The 15728-nt window shown below is 69.2% G+C and carries 13 protein-coding genes; 6 read left to right on the top strand and 7 right to left on the bottom strand.

What is annotated here, in order from left to right; genetic code table 11:
• Window positions 1-117 precede the first annotated feature (117 nt).
• The 3 genes from glnA (at window position 118) to ntrC (ending at window position 4286) form a co-directional block, all read left to right on the top strand.
• Window positions 118-1530, top strand: a complete 1413-nt coding sequence (gene glnA, locus ACUDP5_RS14840; RefSeq protein ID WP_025136498.1) for a type I glutamate--ammonia ligase — start codon at window positions 118-120, stop codon at window positions 1528-1530.
• 192 nt (window positions 1531-1722) lie between these two features.
• Window positions 1723-2787: a nitrogen regulation protein NR(II) gene (gene glnL, locus ACUDP5_RS14835; protein WP_263915114.1), complete on the top strand. Its 1065-nt coding sequence runs from the start codon at window positions 1723-1725 to the stop codon at window positions 2785-2787.
• Window positions 2787-4286 carry a nitrogen regulation protein NR(I) gene (gene ntrC, locus ACUDP5_RS14830; RefSeq protein WP_263915113.1) on the top strand — a complete coding sequence of 500 codons (1500 nt, stop codon included), beginning with the start codon at window positions 2787-2789 and terminating at the stop codon, window positions 4284-4286. Before glnL ends, ntrC begins: the two co-directional genes overlap by 1 nt.
• 101 nt (window positions 4287-4387) lie before the next feature.
• Here the strand turns inward: ntrC and ACUDP5_RS14825 are convergent, their stop codons facing one another.
• The 5 genes from ACUDP5_RS14825 to ACUDP5_RS14805 all read right to left on the bottom strand — a co-directional run bounded on the left by ACUDP5_RS14825 (window position 4388) and on the right by ACUDP5_RS14805 (window position 8976).
• Window positions 4388-4876: a GlcG/HbpS family heme-binding protein gene (locus ACUDP5_RS14825; RefSeq protein ID WP_263915112.1), complete on the bottom strand. Its 489-nt coding sequence runs from the start codon at window positions 4874-4876 to the stop codon at window positions 4388-4390.
• Window positions 4877-5034: 158 nt separating this feature from the next.
• Window positions 5035-5649, bottom strand: coding sequence for a response regulator transcription factor (locus ACUDP5_RS14820; RefSeq protein WP_263915111.1), 615 nt, complete (start codon window positions 5647-5649; stop codon window positions 5035-5037).
• Window positions 5646-7154 carry a sensor histidine kinase gene (locus tag ACUDP5_RS14815; RefSeq protein WP_445656430.1) on the bottom strand — a complete coding sequence of 503 codons (1509 nt, stop codon included), beginning with the start codon at window positions 7152-7154 and terminating at the stop codon, window positions 5646-5648. Before ACUDP5_RS14815 ends, ACUDP5_RS14820 begins: the two co-directional genes overlap by 4 nt.
• 113 nt (window positions 7155-7267) lie before the next feature.
• Entirely contained in the window at window positions 7268-8434 is a 1167-nt protein-coding gene (locus ACUDP5_RS14810; protein WP_445656429.1) for an HPP family protein, read from the bottom strand.
• 89 nt (window positions 8435-8523) lie between these two features.
• Window positions 8524-8976: a MarR family winged helix-turn-helix transcriptional regulator gene (locus ACUDP5_RS14805; protein WP_175193717.1), complete on the bottom strand. Its 453-nt coding sequence runs from the start codon at window positions 8974-8976 to the stop codon at window positions 8524-8526.
• A 114-nt stretch (window positions 8977-9090) separates the two neighbouring features.
• Here ACUDP5_RS14805 and ACUDP5_RS14800 point away from each other — a divergent pair, with 114 nt between their 5' ends.
• Entirely contained in the window at window positions 9091-10896 is a 1806-nt protein-coding gene (locus ACUDP5_RS14800; protein WP_445656428.1) for a chloride channel protein, read from the top strand.
• A 66-nt stretch (window positions 10897-10962) separates the two neighbouring features.
• Here ACUDP5_RS14800 and ACUDP5_RS14795 read toward each other — a convergent pair whose 3' ends face one another.
• The gene (locus ACUDP5_RS14795) at window positions 10963-11865 is read right to left on the bottom strand and encodes a LysR family transcriptional regulator (protein WP_445656427.1); all 903 of its coding nucleotides are present in this window, start codon (window positions 11863-11865) and stop codon (window positions 10963-10965) included.
• 170 nt (window positions 11866-12035) lie between these two features.
• Here ACUDP5_RS14795 and argC point away from each other — a divergent pair, with 170 nt between their 5' ends.
• Entirely contained in the window at window positions 12036-12980 is a 945-nt protein-coding gene (argC, locus tag ACUDP5_RS14790) for an N-acetyl-gamma-glutamyl-phosphate reductase (protein ID WP_445656426.1), read from the top strand.
• 41 nt (window positions 12981-13021) lie between these two features.
• Here argC and ACUDP5_RS14785 read toward each other — a convergent pair whose 3' ends face one another.
• Window positions 13022-13939 carry a LysR family transcriptional regulator gene (locus tag ACUDP5_RS14785; RefSeq protein WP_445656425.1) on the bottom strand — a complete coding sequence of 306 codons (918 nt, stop codon included), beginning with the start codon at window positions 13937-13939 and terminating at the stop codon, window positions 13022-13024.
• Between the two features lie 138 nt (window positions 13940-14077).
• On the opposite strand from ACUDP5_RS14785, the gene ACUDP5_RS14780 reads away from it, so the two are divergent.
• Entirely contained in the window at window positions 14078-15715 is a 1638-nt protein-coding gene (locus ACUDP5_RS14780; RefSeq protein WP_445656424.1) for an ATP-dependent acyl-CoA ligase, read from the top strand.
• Window positions 15716-15728 lie beyond the last annotated feature (13 nt).

The raw sequence follows: 15728 nt of genomic DNA, 5'->3' as shown, positions 1-15728 counted from the left end.
TGACCTGCCAAACCCCCGGGCAATCCCGGGGGTGGAACCTGGCACGCTTATTGCTTCCCTCTTTTATGCCAGTCGAGAGCGGCACAGCCCTCGACCCTTTTATCTAATGGAGATGACATGGCAAGCCCGAAAGACGTCCTGAAACAGATCGCCGATAACGAAGTCAAATTCGTGGATTTCCGCTTTACCGATACGGTTGGCCGTGAGCACCACGTGTCCGTGCCCACCACCGCGATCGACGAAGACAAGCTGGAAAGCGGGCAGGCCTTCGACGGTTCGTCGATTCCGGGCTGGAAGGGCATCGAAGCCTCCGACATGCTGCTCATCCCCGACCTGTCGACCGCCAACCTGGATCCGTTCCGCGAAGAGCCGACGCTGATCCTGTCGTGCGACGTCGTTGAACCGTCCGACCTGAAGGGCTATGACCGCGACCCGCGTTCGCTGGCCAAGCGCGCCGAAGCCTACCTGAAGGCCTCGGGCCTGGGCGACACCGCCTACTTCGGTCCGGAACCCGAATTCTTCGTGTTCGACGGCGTGACCTGGAACACCGACATGTCGGGCACCTTCGTCAAGATCAAGTCCGAAGAAGCCTCGTGGTCGACCGGCCTGGAATTCGAAGGCGGCAACACCGGCCACCGTCCCGCCGTGAAGGGCGGCTACTTCCCCGTGCCCCCGGTCGACTCGTTCCAGGACATGCGTTCGGAAATGTGCCTGCTGATGGAACAGATGGGCGTGCCGGTCGAAGTGCACCACCATGAAGTCGCCGGCGCCGGCCAGCTGGAAATCGGCACCAAGTTCAGCACCCTGGTGCAACGCGCCGACTGGACCCAGATCGTCAAGTACGTCGTGCACAACGTGGCCCACGCCTACGGCAAGACCGCCACCTTCATGCCCAAGCCCATCGTTGGCGACAACGGTTCCGGCATGCACGTGCACCAATCCATCTGGAAGGACGGCCAGAACCTGTTCGCGGGCAATGGCTACGCCGGCCTGTCGGAATTCGCGCTGTACTACATCGGCGGCATCATCAAGCATGCCCGCGCCCTGAACGCCATCACCAACCCGGGCACCAACTCGTACAAGCGTCTGGTTCCGCACTACGAAGCCCCGGTCAAGCTGGCTTACTCGGCCCGCAACCGTTCGGCCTCGATCCGCATTCCGTACGTCGGCAACCCGAAGGGTCGCCGCGTCGAAGCGCGTTTCCCGGACCCCCTGGCCAACCCGTACCTGGCCTTCTCGGCCCTGATGATGGCCGGCCTGGACGGCGTGCAGAACAAGATTCACCCCGGCGATCCCGCCGACAAGAATCTGTACGACCTGCCGCCGGAAGAAGACGCCAAGATCCCGACCGTGTGCTCCTCGCTGGAACAAGCGCTGGAAGCCCTGGACAGCGACCGCGAGTTCCTGACCCGCGGCGGCGTCTTCAGCAACGACATGCTCAACGCCTACATCGACCTGAAGATGGGCGATGTGAACCGTCTGCGCATGACCACGCACCCGGTCGAATTCGACATGTACTACAGCCTCTGATTCTGAGGCAGTAGCTGGGGGAGCGCGATGATGTAGGCAACCAACCAGGGCCCACACCACGCGCACCGCCAGGTCGCTGACCGATGGCTTGCCCCGTCCGGCTTCGCGCCGGACGGGCAGGGCGCCGCCCTCGGGGCGCCGTCCGGGTCCGCGTTCCGATTTCCCCCTGTAGTCATTCGGGTACGTTGAAAAATGAATGTAGAAGCTCTCGATCTGCTTGCCACGTCCGTTTTCCTGGTCAACGAACGCGGGCACATCGAATACGCCAACGCGGCCGCCGAAGACCTGTTCGGCCGCTCGCGCAAGCAACTGTGCGGCCATTCCGCCGCCACCCTGTTCGACAACCCAGAGAATATCCAATCGTCCATCGACCGCGCCGCGGCGGGCCGATATGCCGACGTGCGCCAGCTGGCGTCGCTGCGCCGCGCCGCGGAATCCGTGGAAGTGGCTGTCACCACGGTGGGCCTGAGCGGCCAGCGCTGGCCCGCCCTGATCGAAACCCGCGAGATCGAACAGCGCGTGCTGGCCGACCGCAACCATCGCCTGGTCGACGAGATCGAAGCGCACCGCGAACTGCTGCGCAACCTGGCGCATGAAGTCAAGAACCCCCTGGGCGGATTGCGCGGCGCCGCGCAACTGCTGGAAGCCGAGCTGCCCAGTGCGGCCCTGGCCGAATATACCCAGGTCATCATTTCCGAAGCCGACCGCCTGCAGGCGCTGGTGGACCGCCTGAGCGGCCCGCAACGTGTGCCGCTGAACGCGCGGCCGGTCAACATCCATGAAATCTGCGAGCGCGTCTGCGCCCTGATCCAGGCCGAGTTCCGCCACGACGTCACGCTGGTGCGTGACTACGACGCGTCGATGCCCGACCTGAAAGGCGACGCCGCCCGCCTGATGCAGGCCGTGCTCAACGTGGCCCGCAACGCCGCCCAGGAACTGGTCGCGCGGCCCCAGGGCCCCGGCGTCGAACCCGGCGTCGTTACCCTGCGCACCCGCGTGGCGCGCCAGGTCATGCTGGCCCACCGCCAACACCGTCTGGCGCTGGTGCTGTCCATCATCGACAACGGCCCCGGCGTGCCCGACCACATCCGCGACCGCATTTTCCATCCGCTGGTCACGGCACGTGCCGGCGGCACCGGACTGGGCCTGAGCCTGGCCCAGGACTTCGTGCAGCAGCACGGCGGCATCATCGAATTTGAATCCCGACCCGGGCGTACCGAGTTTCGCCTGGTCCTACCGATGGAGCCCGCACACTGATGAAACCCGTATGGATCGTCGACGACGACCAGGCCATCCGCTGGGTCCTCGAAAAGGCCCTGGCCCGCGCCGGTGTCCCCACCCGCAGTTTCTCCCAGTCGGCCGACGTGCTCGAGGCCCTGGCCCACGACACGCCCGTTGCGCTGGTGTCCGATATCCGCATGCCCGGCGGCAACGGCCTGGAATTGCTGCGCCAGCTCAAAGAGCGCCATCCCGGCCTGCCGGTCATCGTCATGACCGCCTTTGCCGACCTGGACAGCACCGTTTCCGCCTTCCAGGGCGGGGCCTTCGACTACCTGGCCAAGCCCTTTGACGTCAACGAAGCCGTCGCGCTGATCCAGCGCGCCATGCAGGAATCGGCCCAGCCCGAAAGCCCCGAAGGGCAGGGCGAAGCCCAGAACAACGAACGCTGGATGATGACCCAATCGTCATCCACCGCCATGCAGGAAGTCTTTCGCGCCATCGGCCGCCTGGCCCAGTCCAAGGTCACCGTCCTCATCACCGGCGAATCCGGTACCGGCAAGGAACTCGTGGCCCGCGCCCTGCACGGCCACGGCGTGCGCGCCAGCGGCCCCTTCGTCGCCCTGAACGCCGCCGCCATCCCGCGCGACCTGCTCGAAGCCGAACTCTTCGGCCACGAGCGCGGCGCCTTCACCGGCGCCAACACCTTGCGCCGCGGCCGCTTCGAAGAAGCCCATGGCGGCACGCTGTTCCTGGACGAAATCGGCGACATGCCGATCGAACTGCAGACCCGCCTGTTGCGCGTCCTGGCCGAAGGCAGCTTCTACCGCGTCGGCGGCGCCCAGCCCGTACGCGTCGACGTGCGCATCGTCGCGGCCACCCACCAGCCGCTTGAGCAGCGTGTCGAACAAGGCCTGTTCCGTGAAGACCTGTTCCACCGCCTGAACGTCATCCGCCTGCGCCTGCCGCCGCTGCGCGAACGCATTGAAGACATCCCCGCGCTCGCCAACCACTTTCTGGCGGCCAGCGCCCGCGCCCTGGGCGTGCCGGTCAAGCGCCTGACCCCGGAAGCCCTGGCCGTCCTGACCAAATTCGACTTCCCCGGCAACGTCCGTCAACTCGAGAACTTCTGCCACTGGCTCACCGTCATGGCCCCCGGCCAAACGGTGGAACGCGCCGACCTCCCGCCCGAGATCCGCGCCATGGAGCATCCCCCCGCCGCCAGCGCCGCGCCCCCTCGCGTCGCCACCGGCGGCAGCATCTCCACCATCGGCACCGTCGTCCAGCACAACGCGGCCGCCTCCGACGACGGCCCCCCGCGCAACTGGCAGGACTCCCTGCTGCGCGACGCCCAATACCGCCTGGAACGCGGCGAACCCGCCGTCATGGCCACGTTGACCCGCCAATTCGAAAAAATCCTGCTCCAAAGCGCCCTGGACGCCAGCCGAGGCCGCCGAGTAGAAGCCGCCTCCCGCCTGGGCATCGGCCGCAACACCATCACCCGCAAACTGCGCGAACTCGGCATCGAAGACGAGTAGGGCGGTCCGCGCCATGCGCGGACCGCCCCGGGATCACACCTGGCGAGCCCCCCATTTCCGACGCGCAGGACCGGCGTCGGGGGATGGGGGCGCCTCATTGCTTACTTGAACAGCGCGGCGTTCTCTTCCAGCACGGCGTCGGCGCATTGCGCATCCAGGTTGCCGCCCGGGGCACCGGCCACGCCGATGGCACCGATGACGTTGGCGCCGGCCTTGATGGGCACGCCGCCGCCCAGCAGCAGGAAGCCGGGGATGTCGGTCAGGTTGGCGGCGCCGGGATTCTTCTGCGCGTTTTCCATCATGGCCAGCGTCGGCGCCTTGGCCGAGGCGGACGTGAAGGCCTTGGCGCGGCTGGCTTCGATGGTGTGCGGGCCGGCGTTGTCGCCGCGCACGAAGGCCTTGAGCAGGCCGGCGCGATCAACCACCGAGGCGCTGACGTTGTAGCCCTTGGCCTGGCACGCGGCGACCGTGGCGGCGGCCAGTTTTTGGGCGTCAGCGGTCGAGATGTTGCTTTCGCTGAGCACGGCAGCGTGGGCGGCGCCGGTCAATGCCAGGGTGGAAACCAGTGCGGCGAGCGTGTGGCGGGTCATGTCTGCGTCCTTTTAGGGAGTGAAGGTCAGGAGCCGTCAGTGTGGCCAAAAGGCCGGTTCGGCGGTATACGCCCGACTACGCTGGCACCTCCGTAGCGCTACGGAGGCCGGGGCGGGCGAGGCGGATGCGAGGTGCGGGCGCCATGCGGCGGCGAACGCTAGTCGAGCAGCGTGGCGTACTGGCGGATCAGCTGTGCCAGCGAGTCGGCTTCGAGCTTGGCGAAAACGTTGGCGCGGTAGGTTTCGACGGTGCGCGGCGATAGGTCGAATTCGCGGGCGATTTCCTTGTTGCTCAGGCCCTGCACCACGCGTTCGAGCACCTCGCGTTCGCGCGCGGACAGCCGGGCCAGCCGGTCGGCCGCGGCCTGGGTGACGGCCAGCCGTTCACGGCTGGCGATGTGGGTGCGCACCGCAGCCTGCACGGCATCGAGAAACACGTCGTCGTCCACCGGCTTTTGCAGGAACTCCATGGCGCCGCCCTTGAACGCGCGGCGGCACAGGTCGACGTTGGCGTGGCCGGTCAGCATCACCACGGGCAGGTCGGAAGTGTCGGCCAGGCGCGCCAGCACGTCCAGCCCGCTGATGCCCGGCATGCGGATGTCCAGCACCACGCAGCCGATGGTGTGCGGCGACAGGCCGGCCAGGAAAGCCTGCGGATCGGCGTGGCCCTCGCTGCGCAGGCCGACGCTGCGCAGCAGCAGCGCCAGCGCCTCGCGCACCGCGTCGTCATCGTCGACCAGGTAGACCAGCGGGGAATGGTCCGGGGCGTTCATGCGGGGCCTTTGGCCAGCGGCAGCGTCAAGGTGAAGCAGGCGCCCGACGGTTGCAGGTTGTGCGCGGCCAGGCGGCCGTCCATGGCGCCGGCCAGGGTTTCGCACAGCGCCAGCCCCAGGCCCATGCCCTGGGCGCGGGTGGTGTAGAACGGCGTGAACAGGCGGGACAGCGCATCGGGCGCGATGCCCGGGCCGTTGTCACTGACGCTGAAGACATAGGCGTCGCCTTCCAGGCGGCCTTGCAGCGTGATGTCGGGCGGGGCGTCGGCCGCGGCGGCGGCGCGGCGGGGCTGTGGTTGCGCGGCGCCCGAAGCGGGCCCGGGATGGTCAGGCACGGTGTGCACCAAGGCGTCGGCCGCGTTCTGCACCAGGTTGTGCAGGATCTGTTCCAGCGCCACCCGGTCACCCAGCGGTTGCGCGCCCGGGCTGGCATTGCGCCAGGTCAGGCGGATGCCCTGGCGGGCGAGTTCAGGCTCGCGCAGAAAGCGCAGCGAGGCCACCAGGGCGTCCGGGTCCAGCGCCTCGCGCCGGCTGGGCGCGGTGGGTTGCACCAGCGCACGCATGCGGCTGATGATGTCGGCGGCGCGCTTCGCTTGTTCGGCGCTGGCGAGCAGCGCCCGGCGCACCGACGGGCGTTCGTCTTCGTCGTCGAGCAGGCGTTGCGCCGCGCGGGTCTGCGCCAGGATGGCGGTCAGGGGCTGGTTCAGTTCGTGGGCGATGCCGGCGGCCATTTCGCCCAGCGTGCTCAGGCGCGCCATGGCGGCCAGGCGGGCCTGTTCCTGCTGGCGCCGAGCGTCGGCGCGCGAACGCCGCATGGCGGTCACGCCCGCCACCAACAGGGCGCTGGTCAGGCCCCACAGCAGCCACGGCAGCCAGGGCCAGGCGGCCGGCGTGAGCGTGCGCGTGCTGTGCAGCATGAAGGGTTGGCTGGCTGCCCCCAAGGGCTTGGCCAGCGCCAAGGGCCAGCCCGGGCCGGCGGGGCCGGGCTGGCGCGCCAGCAGCGTGAGCGGGGCGGGGCCGATCGCCAGGGTCAGGTTGGCCAGGCCCGCGGGCAGGTCGGCGGGGGCAACCAGGTGGCGCGCGTCGACCAGCAGGCTCCAGCTGGATGGGGCCACCAGCCAATAGCGGGCGTTATCCAGCGGCAGCACCACCGGGCGCCCCAGCGTGCGGGCCTGGTCGACCGCGGTGCGCAGGCCGGGCGGTTCGTCGGTGCTGCCGGCCCAGGCGCCGTCAGGCAGGTAACCCAGGCCCTGCAATTGCGGCATGGCCGGCTGCAGGCTGGGAAAAAGGCGTTCCGGGGCGGGCGGATGCGACAGGGCGGACAGCGTGGCCAGCACGGCTTCGTGCTGCCCGGTTTTCTGGCTGAGCATGCGCTGGGCGATGCTGGTGTCCTGGAAAAATCGGTCGTATTGGCCGACGTAGTCCTGGCGGCCGAGCCAAAGGGCGCCAAGCAGGAACAGCACCAGCCAGTAGAAGAGGGCGCGATGGCGCAAGGGGGGATTCACGCCTGGAATTATGCCCTGCGGATCATCCGGTCCGGAATCCGTAGGGCTACGGAGGGCGGCGCACGACGCACCACGGCGCGGCGCATCAACGCTCGCAGGGTTGCCCGGGCCGCTCAGGCCGCCAGCCGCGCGCCGATGTCCTGGTCCGGCGCGGTCTGCGCAGCCGCCGACACGGTCATCTGGTACAGCGCGGCCACCAGATCGGACTGGGTCACCAGACCGACCAGCGTGCGGTCTTCGCCCAGCACCGGCACGCAATGCAGATGGTCCGACATGGGCCGCGCCAGTTCGATGGCGGGCAGGCCCGGCGTGGCGAACGGCACTTCGGACCGCATGCAGTCGGCCACCAGCAGGTCGGCCGGCGCGCCGCCGGCCGCTGCCACGGGCGCCGGCCGGCTCTTGCGGGCCAGCACGTCGCCTTGCGCCAGCATGCCGGCGTAGTGGCCGGACGAATCCAGCACCGGCAGCCATTGCAGCCGATGCTTGTCGAACAGGCGCACGGCGTAGTCCAGCGGGTCTTGCCGCTGCACGGTGACCACGTCGCGCGACATGATGTCGGCGCAACGCACGTCGCCAAAGCGGCGGGTGCTGGCGCGCAGCTCGGCGGCCAGCACGATGTCTTCGAGGTCTTCCTTGCTGATGTCCAGCAGCTCGCCGCGCTGGGCCAGCGCCTGGTCCAGGTCGGCGCGCGAAAAGCCCAGCCGCGCGCTGGGAACAGGGTCGCGGGTGCGGTGGCCGGCGGCCGGCTCGGCGTGGCGGCGCGGGTAATTGCGCTTGAGCAGGCCGTTGAAGACCACGGCGATGCACAGCAGGATGACGGTATTGAGCCCCACCGGCCACAGCACGAAGCCGTAACCCAGCGCGGCCACGGGCGGCCCGCCCAGCACGGCGGTCAGGGCCACCGCGCCGCTGGGCGGATGCAGGCAGCGCAGCCAGAACATGGCGCCGATGGCCAGCGCCACGGCGGTGGCGGCGGCAAGGCCGGGGTCGCCGATGAACCGGGCGCAGAATACGCCGATCAGCGCCGACACCAGATTGCCCGCCAGAATGGACCAGGGCTGGGCCAGAGGGCTGGCAGGCGCGGCGAACAGCAGCACGGCGGACGCGCCCATCGGCGCGATGAACCAGGGGCTGGCTACGCCCAACGCATGGCGGCCGACCCATTCGGTGCAGAACAGCCCCACCAGCGCGCCCACGGCGCCATAGAGCTTCTCGCGCCCGTTGACGCCGACCGGCGCTGGTGCGAACGCGCCAAGCCAGCGCTTGATACCCACAGCCAAAACCCTCTCCTTGCCCCCGTGAAATATATCGGGGGACGATAATTTATCACGCGGCGGGGGTTGGGCCGAGTCAGGTAATGGTCAGGAAATCAGCGCGCGGGCGCGTCGTCGTCGATGCGGGTCAACAAACGGGTCAGCAGCGGCCGCATGGCGCGCAGCTCTTCCAGGTGCGAGGCCGACAGGCTTTCCAGGATGCGCTCGGCCTTGGCCGTCAGCACCACTTCCACGCGGCGGCCGTCTTCGGGGTCGGGCTCGCGGCGCACCAGGTCCAGCCGTTCCAGGCGGTTGACCAGTTCGGCCGCCGTGTGCGGCCGGATCAGCAGGCGTTCGGCGATTTCGCCCACGTACAGCCCACGGCGGGCCGGGGCGCCGGCGCGGCTGCCCTTGATGGCGAGCAACGCCTGGTGTTGTTGCGGCATCAGGTCCAGGCCGGCGGCGGCGTTTTCGCTGAAGGCGGCGAACTTGCGCAGCGCGTAGCGGAATTCGGCCAGCAATTCGTAGTCGGACGCGGACGGCAGGGCGGGGGGCGGGGATCGTTTCACCGGCCGATTCTAATATATATCGTGATACGATATATTTGATCTTTCGCAAACGCCGCGCAGAAAACACCTGCGCCGGTTTCCGGGCCTGGCGCCCAATCTCCTGTCCCAAGAACCATGCCTCCCGTTTCCACTTCCGCCCGCGCTGCCTTGCGGCTGGGCGACTTCACCACCGACCGGCGCGTCGTGCTGCTGATGGCGCTGGCCGTGCCGGTGGGCCTGGCCAGCGTGGCCGCCGCCTGGGCGCTGCTGCGCCTGATCGCGCTGTGCACCAACCTGGCCTATCACGGCCTGTTCTCGTTCGCCGACCTGCCCATCACGACCGGGCGCCTGGGCTTGGCGTCGGTCGCCATCCCCGTCATCGGCTGCCTCATCATCGGCCTGATGGCGCGCTACGGGTCCGAGAAGATCCGCGGCCACGGCATCCCCGAAGCCATGGAAGCCATCCTGATCGGCAAGAGCCGCATCGCGCCCAAGGTGGCCGTGCTCAAGCCGGTATCGTCGGCGATCTCCATCGGCACCGGCGGCCCGTTCGGCGCCGAAGGGCCGATCATCATGACGGGCGGCGCCATCGGCTCGCTGCTGGCGCAGACCATCCACCTGAACGACGGCGAGCGCAAGACGCTGCTGGTGGCGGGCGCGGCGGCGGGCATGACGGCCATCTTCGCCACGCCCCTGGCGGCCGTGCTGCTGGCGGTGGAACTGCTGCTGTTCGAATGGAAGCCGCGCAGCTTCCTGCCGGTGGCCACGGCCGCCTTGGTGGCCGCGGTGGCACGCAGCTTCGTGTTTGATGGCGGCCCCATCTTCGCCTACACCGGCGCCTTGCCATTCACGCCGTGGCACCTGGTGGCCTGCGCCGCCGTGGGGGTGCTGGCCGGCCTGGGGTCAGGCGTGCTGACGTCGCTGGTGTATGCCGCCGAAGACCTGTTCGAGAAATTGCCCATCCACTGGATGTGGTGGCCGGCCCTGGGCGGCCTGGCCATCGGCATCGGCGGCCTGATCGACCCGGCCGCGCTGGGCGTGGGCTACGACAACATCCGCCACCTGCTGGCGGGCGACCTGGCCATGCAGGCGGTGCTGCTGCTGTTGGCGGTCAAGGTGGCGATCTGGGCGATCGCGCTGGGGTCGGGCACGTCGGGCGGGGTGCTGGCGCCGTTGCTGATCTTTGGCGGCGCGCTGGGCGCATTGGTCGCGCCGTTGCTGCCGCAGGCCGATCCCGGCTTCTGGGCGCTGGTGGGCATGGCCGCGATGATGGGTGGCACGATGCGCGCGCCGCTCACGGCCACGCTGTTCGCGGTGGAACTGACTGGCAACCTGGGCGCCTTGCTGCCTGTATTGGCGGCCTGCGTGTTCGCCTACGGCGTGACGGTGCTGCTGTTGCGCCGGTCGATCCTGACCGAAAAGATCGCGCGCCGCGGCCATCACATCAACCGCGAGTATCGGGTCGATCCGTTCGATCTGCTGCGCGCAAGCCAGGTCATGACAAGCCCGGCGCAAACGCTGCCCGACACGCTCACGGTGGCGCAGGCCATCGCGCATTTCACACACACGCAGCCCGTGCACACCAGCTATCCGGTGGTGGATGCCGACGGCGCGGCGGTGGGCGAAGTGACGCGCGCCGACAGCCTGGCCTGGGCGCTGGACCCGGCCTCGCAGGCGCAGACCTTGGCGCAGGCGCTGCAAGGCCGCGAGTTGGTCTATGGCTATCCGGAAGAACTGGCCAGCCAGATCGCCGACCGCATGGCGCTGTCGGGCGCGGGCCGCGTGCCCATCCTGGACCGCGCCAGCGGCCGGGTGCTGGGCATCGTGGGCCGCAAGGACCTGTTCCGCAGCCGCGCCCGGCGGCTGCGCGAGGAAAGCGAACGCGCGGCGTTTTTCCGGCGCGCGCCTGCGGTGGCGGGCAAGGGCGACGTTGATGCCTGAGGGTGCGGCGTACGCGGGGCTGGCTGGCGACCCTGAGTGCGGCGCAAGCCCGTCAGGTGAGTGCGCTCATGCCGCCGCCGAACCACCCGCTTCGCGCAGCGCCCACAAGGCATCCAGCACATGCTGCGTGGCGCGTTCGACCTGGCCGGCCCGGTGCGCGATGCCCAGCGGGCGCCACAGCGCCGGGCGCAACGGCCGCATGGCGATGCGCGGGTCCGGCTGCGGCGCGGTGGCTTCGTGCGGCAGCAGCGTGGCGCCGTAGCCTGCCGCCACCAGGCTCTTGATGGCGTCGTTGTAGTTCAGCTGGATGCGCGGCCGCGGGTTCAGACCCGCGCCGGCAAACCACTCGCCGGTCTGGCGCGACAGCCGCGTGCTGGCATCGTTGAGAATCAGCGGCCGTTCGCCCAGCCAGGCCGGCGTGATGCGCGCCGGCGCTTTCCAGCCCGCCGGCAGGAACGCCATGATGGGATCGCGCCGCCACGGCCGCAGCACCAGGCCCGGCACGGGCGGTTGCGGCAGCGCCACCAGGCCGACGTCCAGCGCGCCTTCGTTCAGTTGTTGCAGAGTTTCCTGCGAGGTCAGCACGGCCACCTGCACGTCGATGCCGGGATGGTCGCGCCCCAAGGCTTCCAGCGCCTGCGGCAGCAGGTGCGCGATGGCGCCGGTGGACGCGCCCAGCCGCACCCGGCCGCCCAGCCCCTGCACCTGCCGCTGCACGTCGTCCAGCGCCTGGTCGGCTTCGGCCAGCAGACGGCGCGCGCGTTCCAGCAGGGTGTCGCCGATGGGCGTGGGGCGCACCTGGCCGCGCTTGCGCGTGAGCAGCGGGGCGCCGATGCGCGCTTCCAGGTCGGCCACGTGCAGGCTGACCGTGGGCGGCGCCAGATGCAGCGCGCGGGCGGCGTCGGCGAACGAGCCCAGGTCGGCAATGGCGACCAGGGTGCGCAGGCGGTCCAGGTTGATTTCACGCATGGTGGCGACGTTCAGTAAAGCTGAATTGAATCGTCATGATATTCGACTTTTACTATGAAGTGCATTGGGCAATGATGAGCACGTACCCGGAAGGCTGCGGTCAACAGACCCGGCTCCGGACTCTCTCGACGACCCGCCGGCCGCGCCGGCATTTCAGGATGGCCACGCTCATGACCCACCCCCTTGTATTCATCGACGGCGACCAGGGCACCACCGGTCTGCAGATTCACGAACGCTTGCAGGGCCGCACCGATCTGCGCCTGGTGACGCTGCCTGCCGCCGACCGCAAGGACCCGCAGCGCCGCGCCGACGCGATCAATGCGGCCGATATCGCCATCCTGTGCCTGCCGGACGAGCCGGCGCGCCAGGCGGTGGCCTCGATCGTCAACCCCGACGTGCGCGTCATCGACGCCAGTTCGGCGCATCGCACCACGGCGGGCTGGGTCTACGGGTTTCCGGAAATGGCTGAGGGCCAGGCCGAGCGCATTGCCCAGGCCAAGCGGGTCAGCAACCCCGGTTGCTACCCCACCGGCGCGATCGCCTTGCTGCGTCCGCTGGTGCAGGCAGGTTTGGTGCCCGCGGACTACCCCTTGGCCGTGCAGGCGGTGTCGGGCTATTCGGGCGGCGGCCGTGCCAGTGTCGACGCCTACGAGGCGCCGGGCGCGACGGGCGGCCCGGCTTTTCAGGTCTATGGCCTGGGCCTGGCGCACAAGCACACTCCGGAAATCGAGCGCCATGCGGGCTTGAGCCAGCGGCCGGTGTTCGTGCCGTCGTACGGTTCGTTCCGCCAGGGCATCGTGCTGACCGTGCCGTTGCAGCTGCGCCTGTTGCCCGCCGGGGTCACGGCGCAGCAGTTGCACGACTGCCTGGCGCGCCATTACGACGGCCAGCAGTATGTGCAGGTGGTGGCGCAGCAAGAGGCCGCCGCGCACACGCACCTGGATCCGCAGGTGCTCAATGGCACCAATAATCTGCGCCTGGCGGTGTACGGCAACGATGCGCACGGGCAGGTGCTGCTGACGGCGGTGTTCGACAACCTGGGCAAGGGCGCGTCGGGCGCCGCGGTGCAGAACCTGGACCTGATGATCCAGGCGATGGCGCTGGCCGAGGCTTGAACCGCAGGGGCACGCCGGCGCCTGGCGTCGTCGCAATCGCGCTACGTGTCGGCCGGCGCGGCGGGCCGGTCCGCCAGCGTGTCGACCACCAGCGTGCGCAGCCAGCGCGTGCCCGGGTCGCTTTCAAAGCGCGAGTGCCAGTGCACGGTCACGCTCAGCGGCGGCAGCGCCAGCGGCAGCGGCCGGATCTCGAAGGCGCCGTCGCGGTTGAACCAGACGGCGGCTCGGTAGGGCAGCGTCACCGTCAGGTCGGTGCGGCGCACGATCTCGGCGGCGGCCGAAAAATGCGGCAGCGTCAGGTACGGCTGGCGGTGTAGCCCGGCTTCGCCCAGCACATCGTCCAGCAAGCGATGGGCGCTGGCGCGCGAGGCCACCAGGATGTGGTCCAGCCGCTTGAACTGGCCGCGCGTCAGGCCGGCGGACAGCACCGGATGGCCGCGGCGTCCCATGCAGGCGTAACGTTCGCTGAACAGGTCGGCATGATGGGTGTGCCGGCCCAGCCCGGCCAGGTTGCCGATCGCCAGATCCACCTCGCCCTCTTGCAAAGCCTGGGGCAGGCGTTCCAGCGCAATTTCCACGACTTCGACCTGCAGGCGCGGCGCCCGCGCGTGCACGCGTTCCATCAAGAGCGGCAGGAAGACCATTTCGCCGATGTCGGACATCGACAGGCGGAACCGCCGCGTACTGCGCGCCGGGTCGAAGTGCTGGCGCAGGCTGAGGGCTTCGGCAAAGCTGTTCATGCCGCGCTCGATCGGGCCGGCCAGCGCAAACGCCACGGGCGTGGGCTGCATGCCGGCCGGCGTGCGCACGAACAAGGGGTCATCGAATTTCTCGCGCAGGCGGCCCAGCGCGTAGCTGACCGCGGGCTGCGTCAACTGCAGCCGTTCGGCCGCGCGGGTGACGCTGCGCTCATGCAGCACCGTCAGGAAAACCCGCATGAGATTCAGATCGAAGTCCACGCTTGCCCTTGATATCAGTGTGATTTATGCAGGAAATAATACCCATAAATTTGACACATAAATAGTTGATTCCTAGACTAATTTTCACGAGCCCGGGCAACGACCCGTGGCCGCTTTCGACAAGGGGAAGCACGTTCTATGCACGCATTGACACTGCCGTCGCTGCTATGCGACCAGGCCGCCCGCCAGGGCGACCGGCTGTGGGTCCAGGCGCCGGGTGGCGCGTTGCGCTTTGCCGAGGCGCCGGCCGTGGCGGCCCGCTGGGCGGCGCTATTGGCATCGGCCGGCGTGGCGCGTGGCGACCGCGTCGGCCTCATGGCCGGCAACCGCATCGAATTCCTGTCGCTGGTGCTGGGCTGCGGCTGGCTGGGCGCGGTGGTGGTGCCCATCAATACCGCGTCGCGCGGCATGCAGTTGCGGCACATCCTGGCCAACAGCGGCTGCGTGCTGCTGGTGACGGATGCCGCGTCCTGTCCCGCGCTGGCGGGGTTGGCGGCCATGGACGGGGCAGGCCAGCACGCCGACGCCCTGGCGCTGCGCCGTATCTGGCTGCTGGACGATGCGGCATTGGCTGCCACTGGCGAAGCGGCGCAAACACCCGCCGCGCCGGTCGCCATGGCCGACTTGCCCGCGCCCGCCGAACCCTTGCCCGCCTTGCCCGATGCCCTGGCGCCCGCCGCCGACCTGGGGCCGGGCGACATGCTGGCCATTCTGTACACCTCGGGCACCTCGGGCCTGTCCAAGGGCGTGTGCTGCCCGCACGCGCAGTTCCACTGGTGGGGCGTCATCGCCGCGCGCAACCTGGAAATCACGGCGGACGACGTGCTGCACACCAGCCTGCCTCTCTTTCACACCAATGCGCTCAACGCCTGTTTCCAGGCGCTGGTGACCGGCGCGGCTATCGTCTGCGACGCGCGTTTCTCGGTCAGCCGTTATTTCGAGCGGCTGGCGGCCACCCAGGCCACCGTGACCTATCTGCTGGGCGCCATGGTGCCCATGCTGCTGGCGCGCGAGGCGTCGGCCGCCGAAAGCGGCCACCGCACCCGTATCGCCTTGGCCCCGGGCGTGCCCGAACGCTTTCACGCCGCATTCACCGGCCGCACCGGCATCGCCCTGCTCGAAGGCTACGGTTCCACCGAAACCAATTTCGCGCTGGGCGGCCCGCTGGCTCAGCAACGCGCCGGCACGATGGGCCGCGTGGCGCCCGAGTTCGACGCCATCGTTGCGGACGAACACGATGCGCCGCTGCCCGACGGCCAGGCCGGCGAACTGCTGCTGCGCGCGCGCCCGCCATTTGCCATCGCCACCGGCTATTTCGGCATGCCCGACAAGACGGTCGAGGCCTGGCGCAACCTGTGGTTCCACACCGGGGATCGGGTGGTGCGCGACGCCGACGGCTATTTCCGTTTCCTGGACCGCATGAAAGACGCGATCCGTCGGCGCGGCGAGAACATTTCTTCGTACGAAGTCGAACTGGTGCTGCTGGCGCATCCGTCGGTGGCCGTCGCGGCCGTGTACGCGGTGCGTTCGGATCTTGCCGAAGACGAGGTCATGGCGGCCTTGGTCTACAAGCCCGGCTGCGCGCTGGCGCCCGAGGCGCTGCTGGATTTCTGCCAGCCGCGCATGCCGTACTTCGCGGTGCCGCGCTACCTGCGGGTGCTGGACGACCTGCCGCGCACCGAAAACGGCAAGGTCCGCAAGTTCCGCCTGCGCGACGAAGGCATCACCGCCGACACGTGGGACCGCGACGCCGCCGGCTATCGCGTGACGAGGTAGACCACAACAAGGG

Source organism: Achromobacter sp. NCFB-sbj8-Ac1-l, assembly GCF_052695805.1.
The sequence above is the reverse complement of the archived record's forward strand: the minus strand, read 5'-3'. Positions and strand labels throughout refer to the sequence as shown.

What these genes read in the sequence shown, in the direction of transcription:
- argC (WP_445656426.1), top strand. Translation starts at nt 12,036, where the DNA reads ATGACCCACCCCCTTGTATTCATCGACGGCGACCAGGGCACCACCGGT.
- glnL (WP_263915114.1), top strand. Translation starts at nt 1,723, where the DNA reads ATGAATGTAGAAGCTCTCGATCTGCTTGCCACGTCCGTTTTCCTGGTC.
- ACUDP5_RS14780 (WP_445656424.1), top strand. Translation starts at nt 14,078, where the DNA reads ATGCACGCATTGACACTGCCGTCGCTGCTATGCGACCAGGCCGCCCGC.
- ntrC (WP_263915113.1), top strand. Translation starts at nt 2,787, where the DNA reads ATGAAACCCGTATGGATCGTCGACGACGACCAGGCCATCCGCTGGGTC.
- glnA (WP_025136498.1), top strand. Translation starts at nt 118, where the DNA reads ATGGCAAGCCCGAAAGACGTCCTGAAACAGATCGCCGATAACGAAGTC.
- ACUDP5_RS14795 (WP_445656427.1), bottom strand. Translation starts at nt 11,865, where the DNA reads ATGCGTGAAATCAACCTGGACCGCCTGCGCACCCTGGTCGCCATTGCC.
- ACUDP5_RS14825 (WP_263915112.1), bottom strand. Translation starts at nt 4,876, where the DNA reads ATGACCCGCCACACGCTCGCCGCACTGGTTTCCACCCTGGCATTGACC.
- ACUDP5_RS14800 (WP_445656428.1), top strand. Translation starts at nt 9,091, where the DNA reads ATGCCTCCCGTTTCCACTTCCGCCCGCGCTGCCTTGCGGCTGGGCGAC.
- ACUDP5_RS14820 (WP_263915111.1), bottom strand. Translation starts at nt 5,649, where the DNA reads ATGAACGCCCCGGACCATTCCCCGCTGGTCTACCTGGTCGACGATGAC.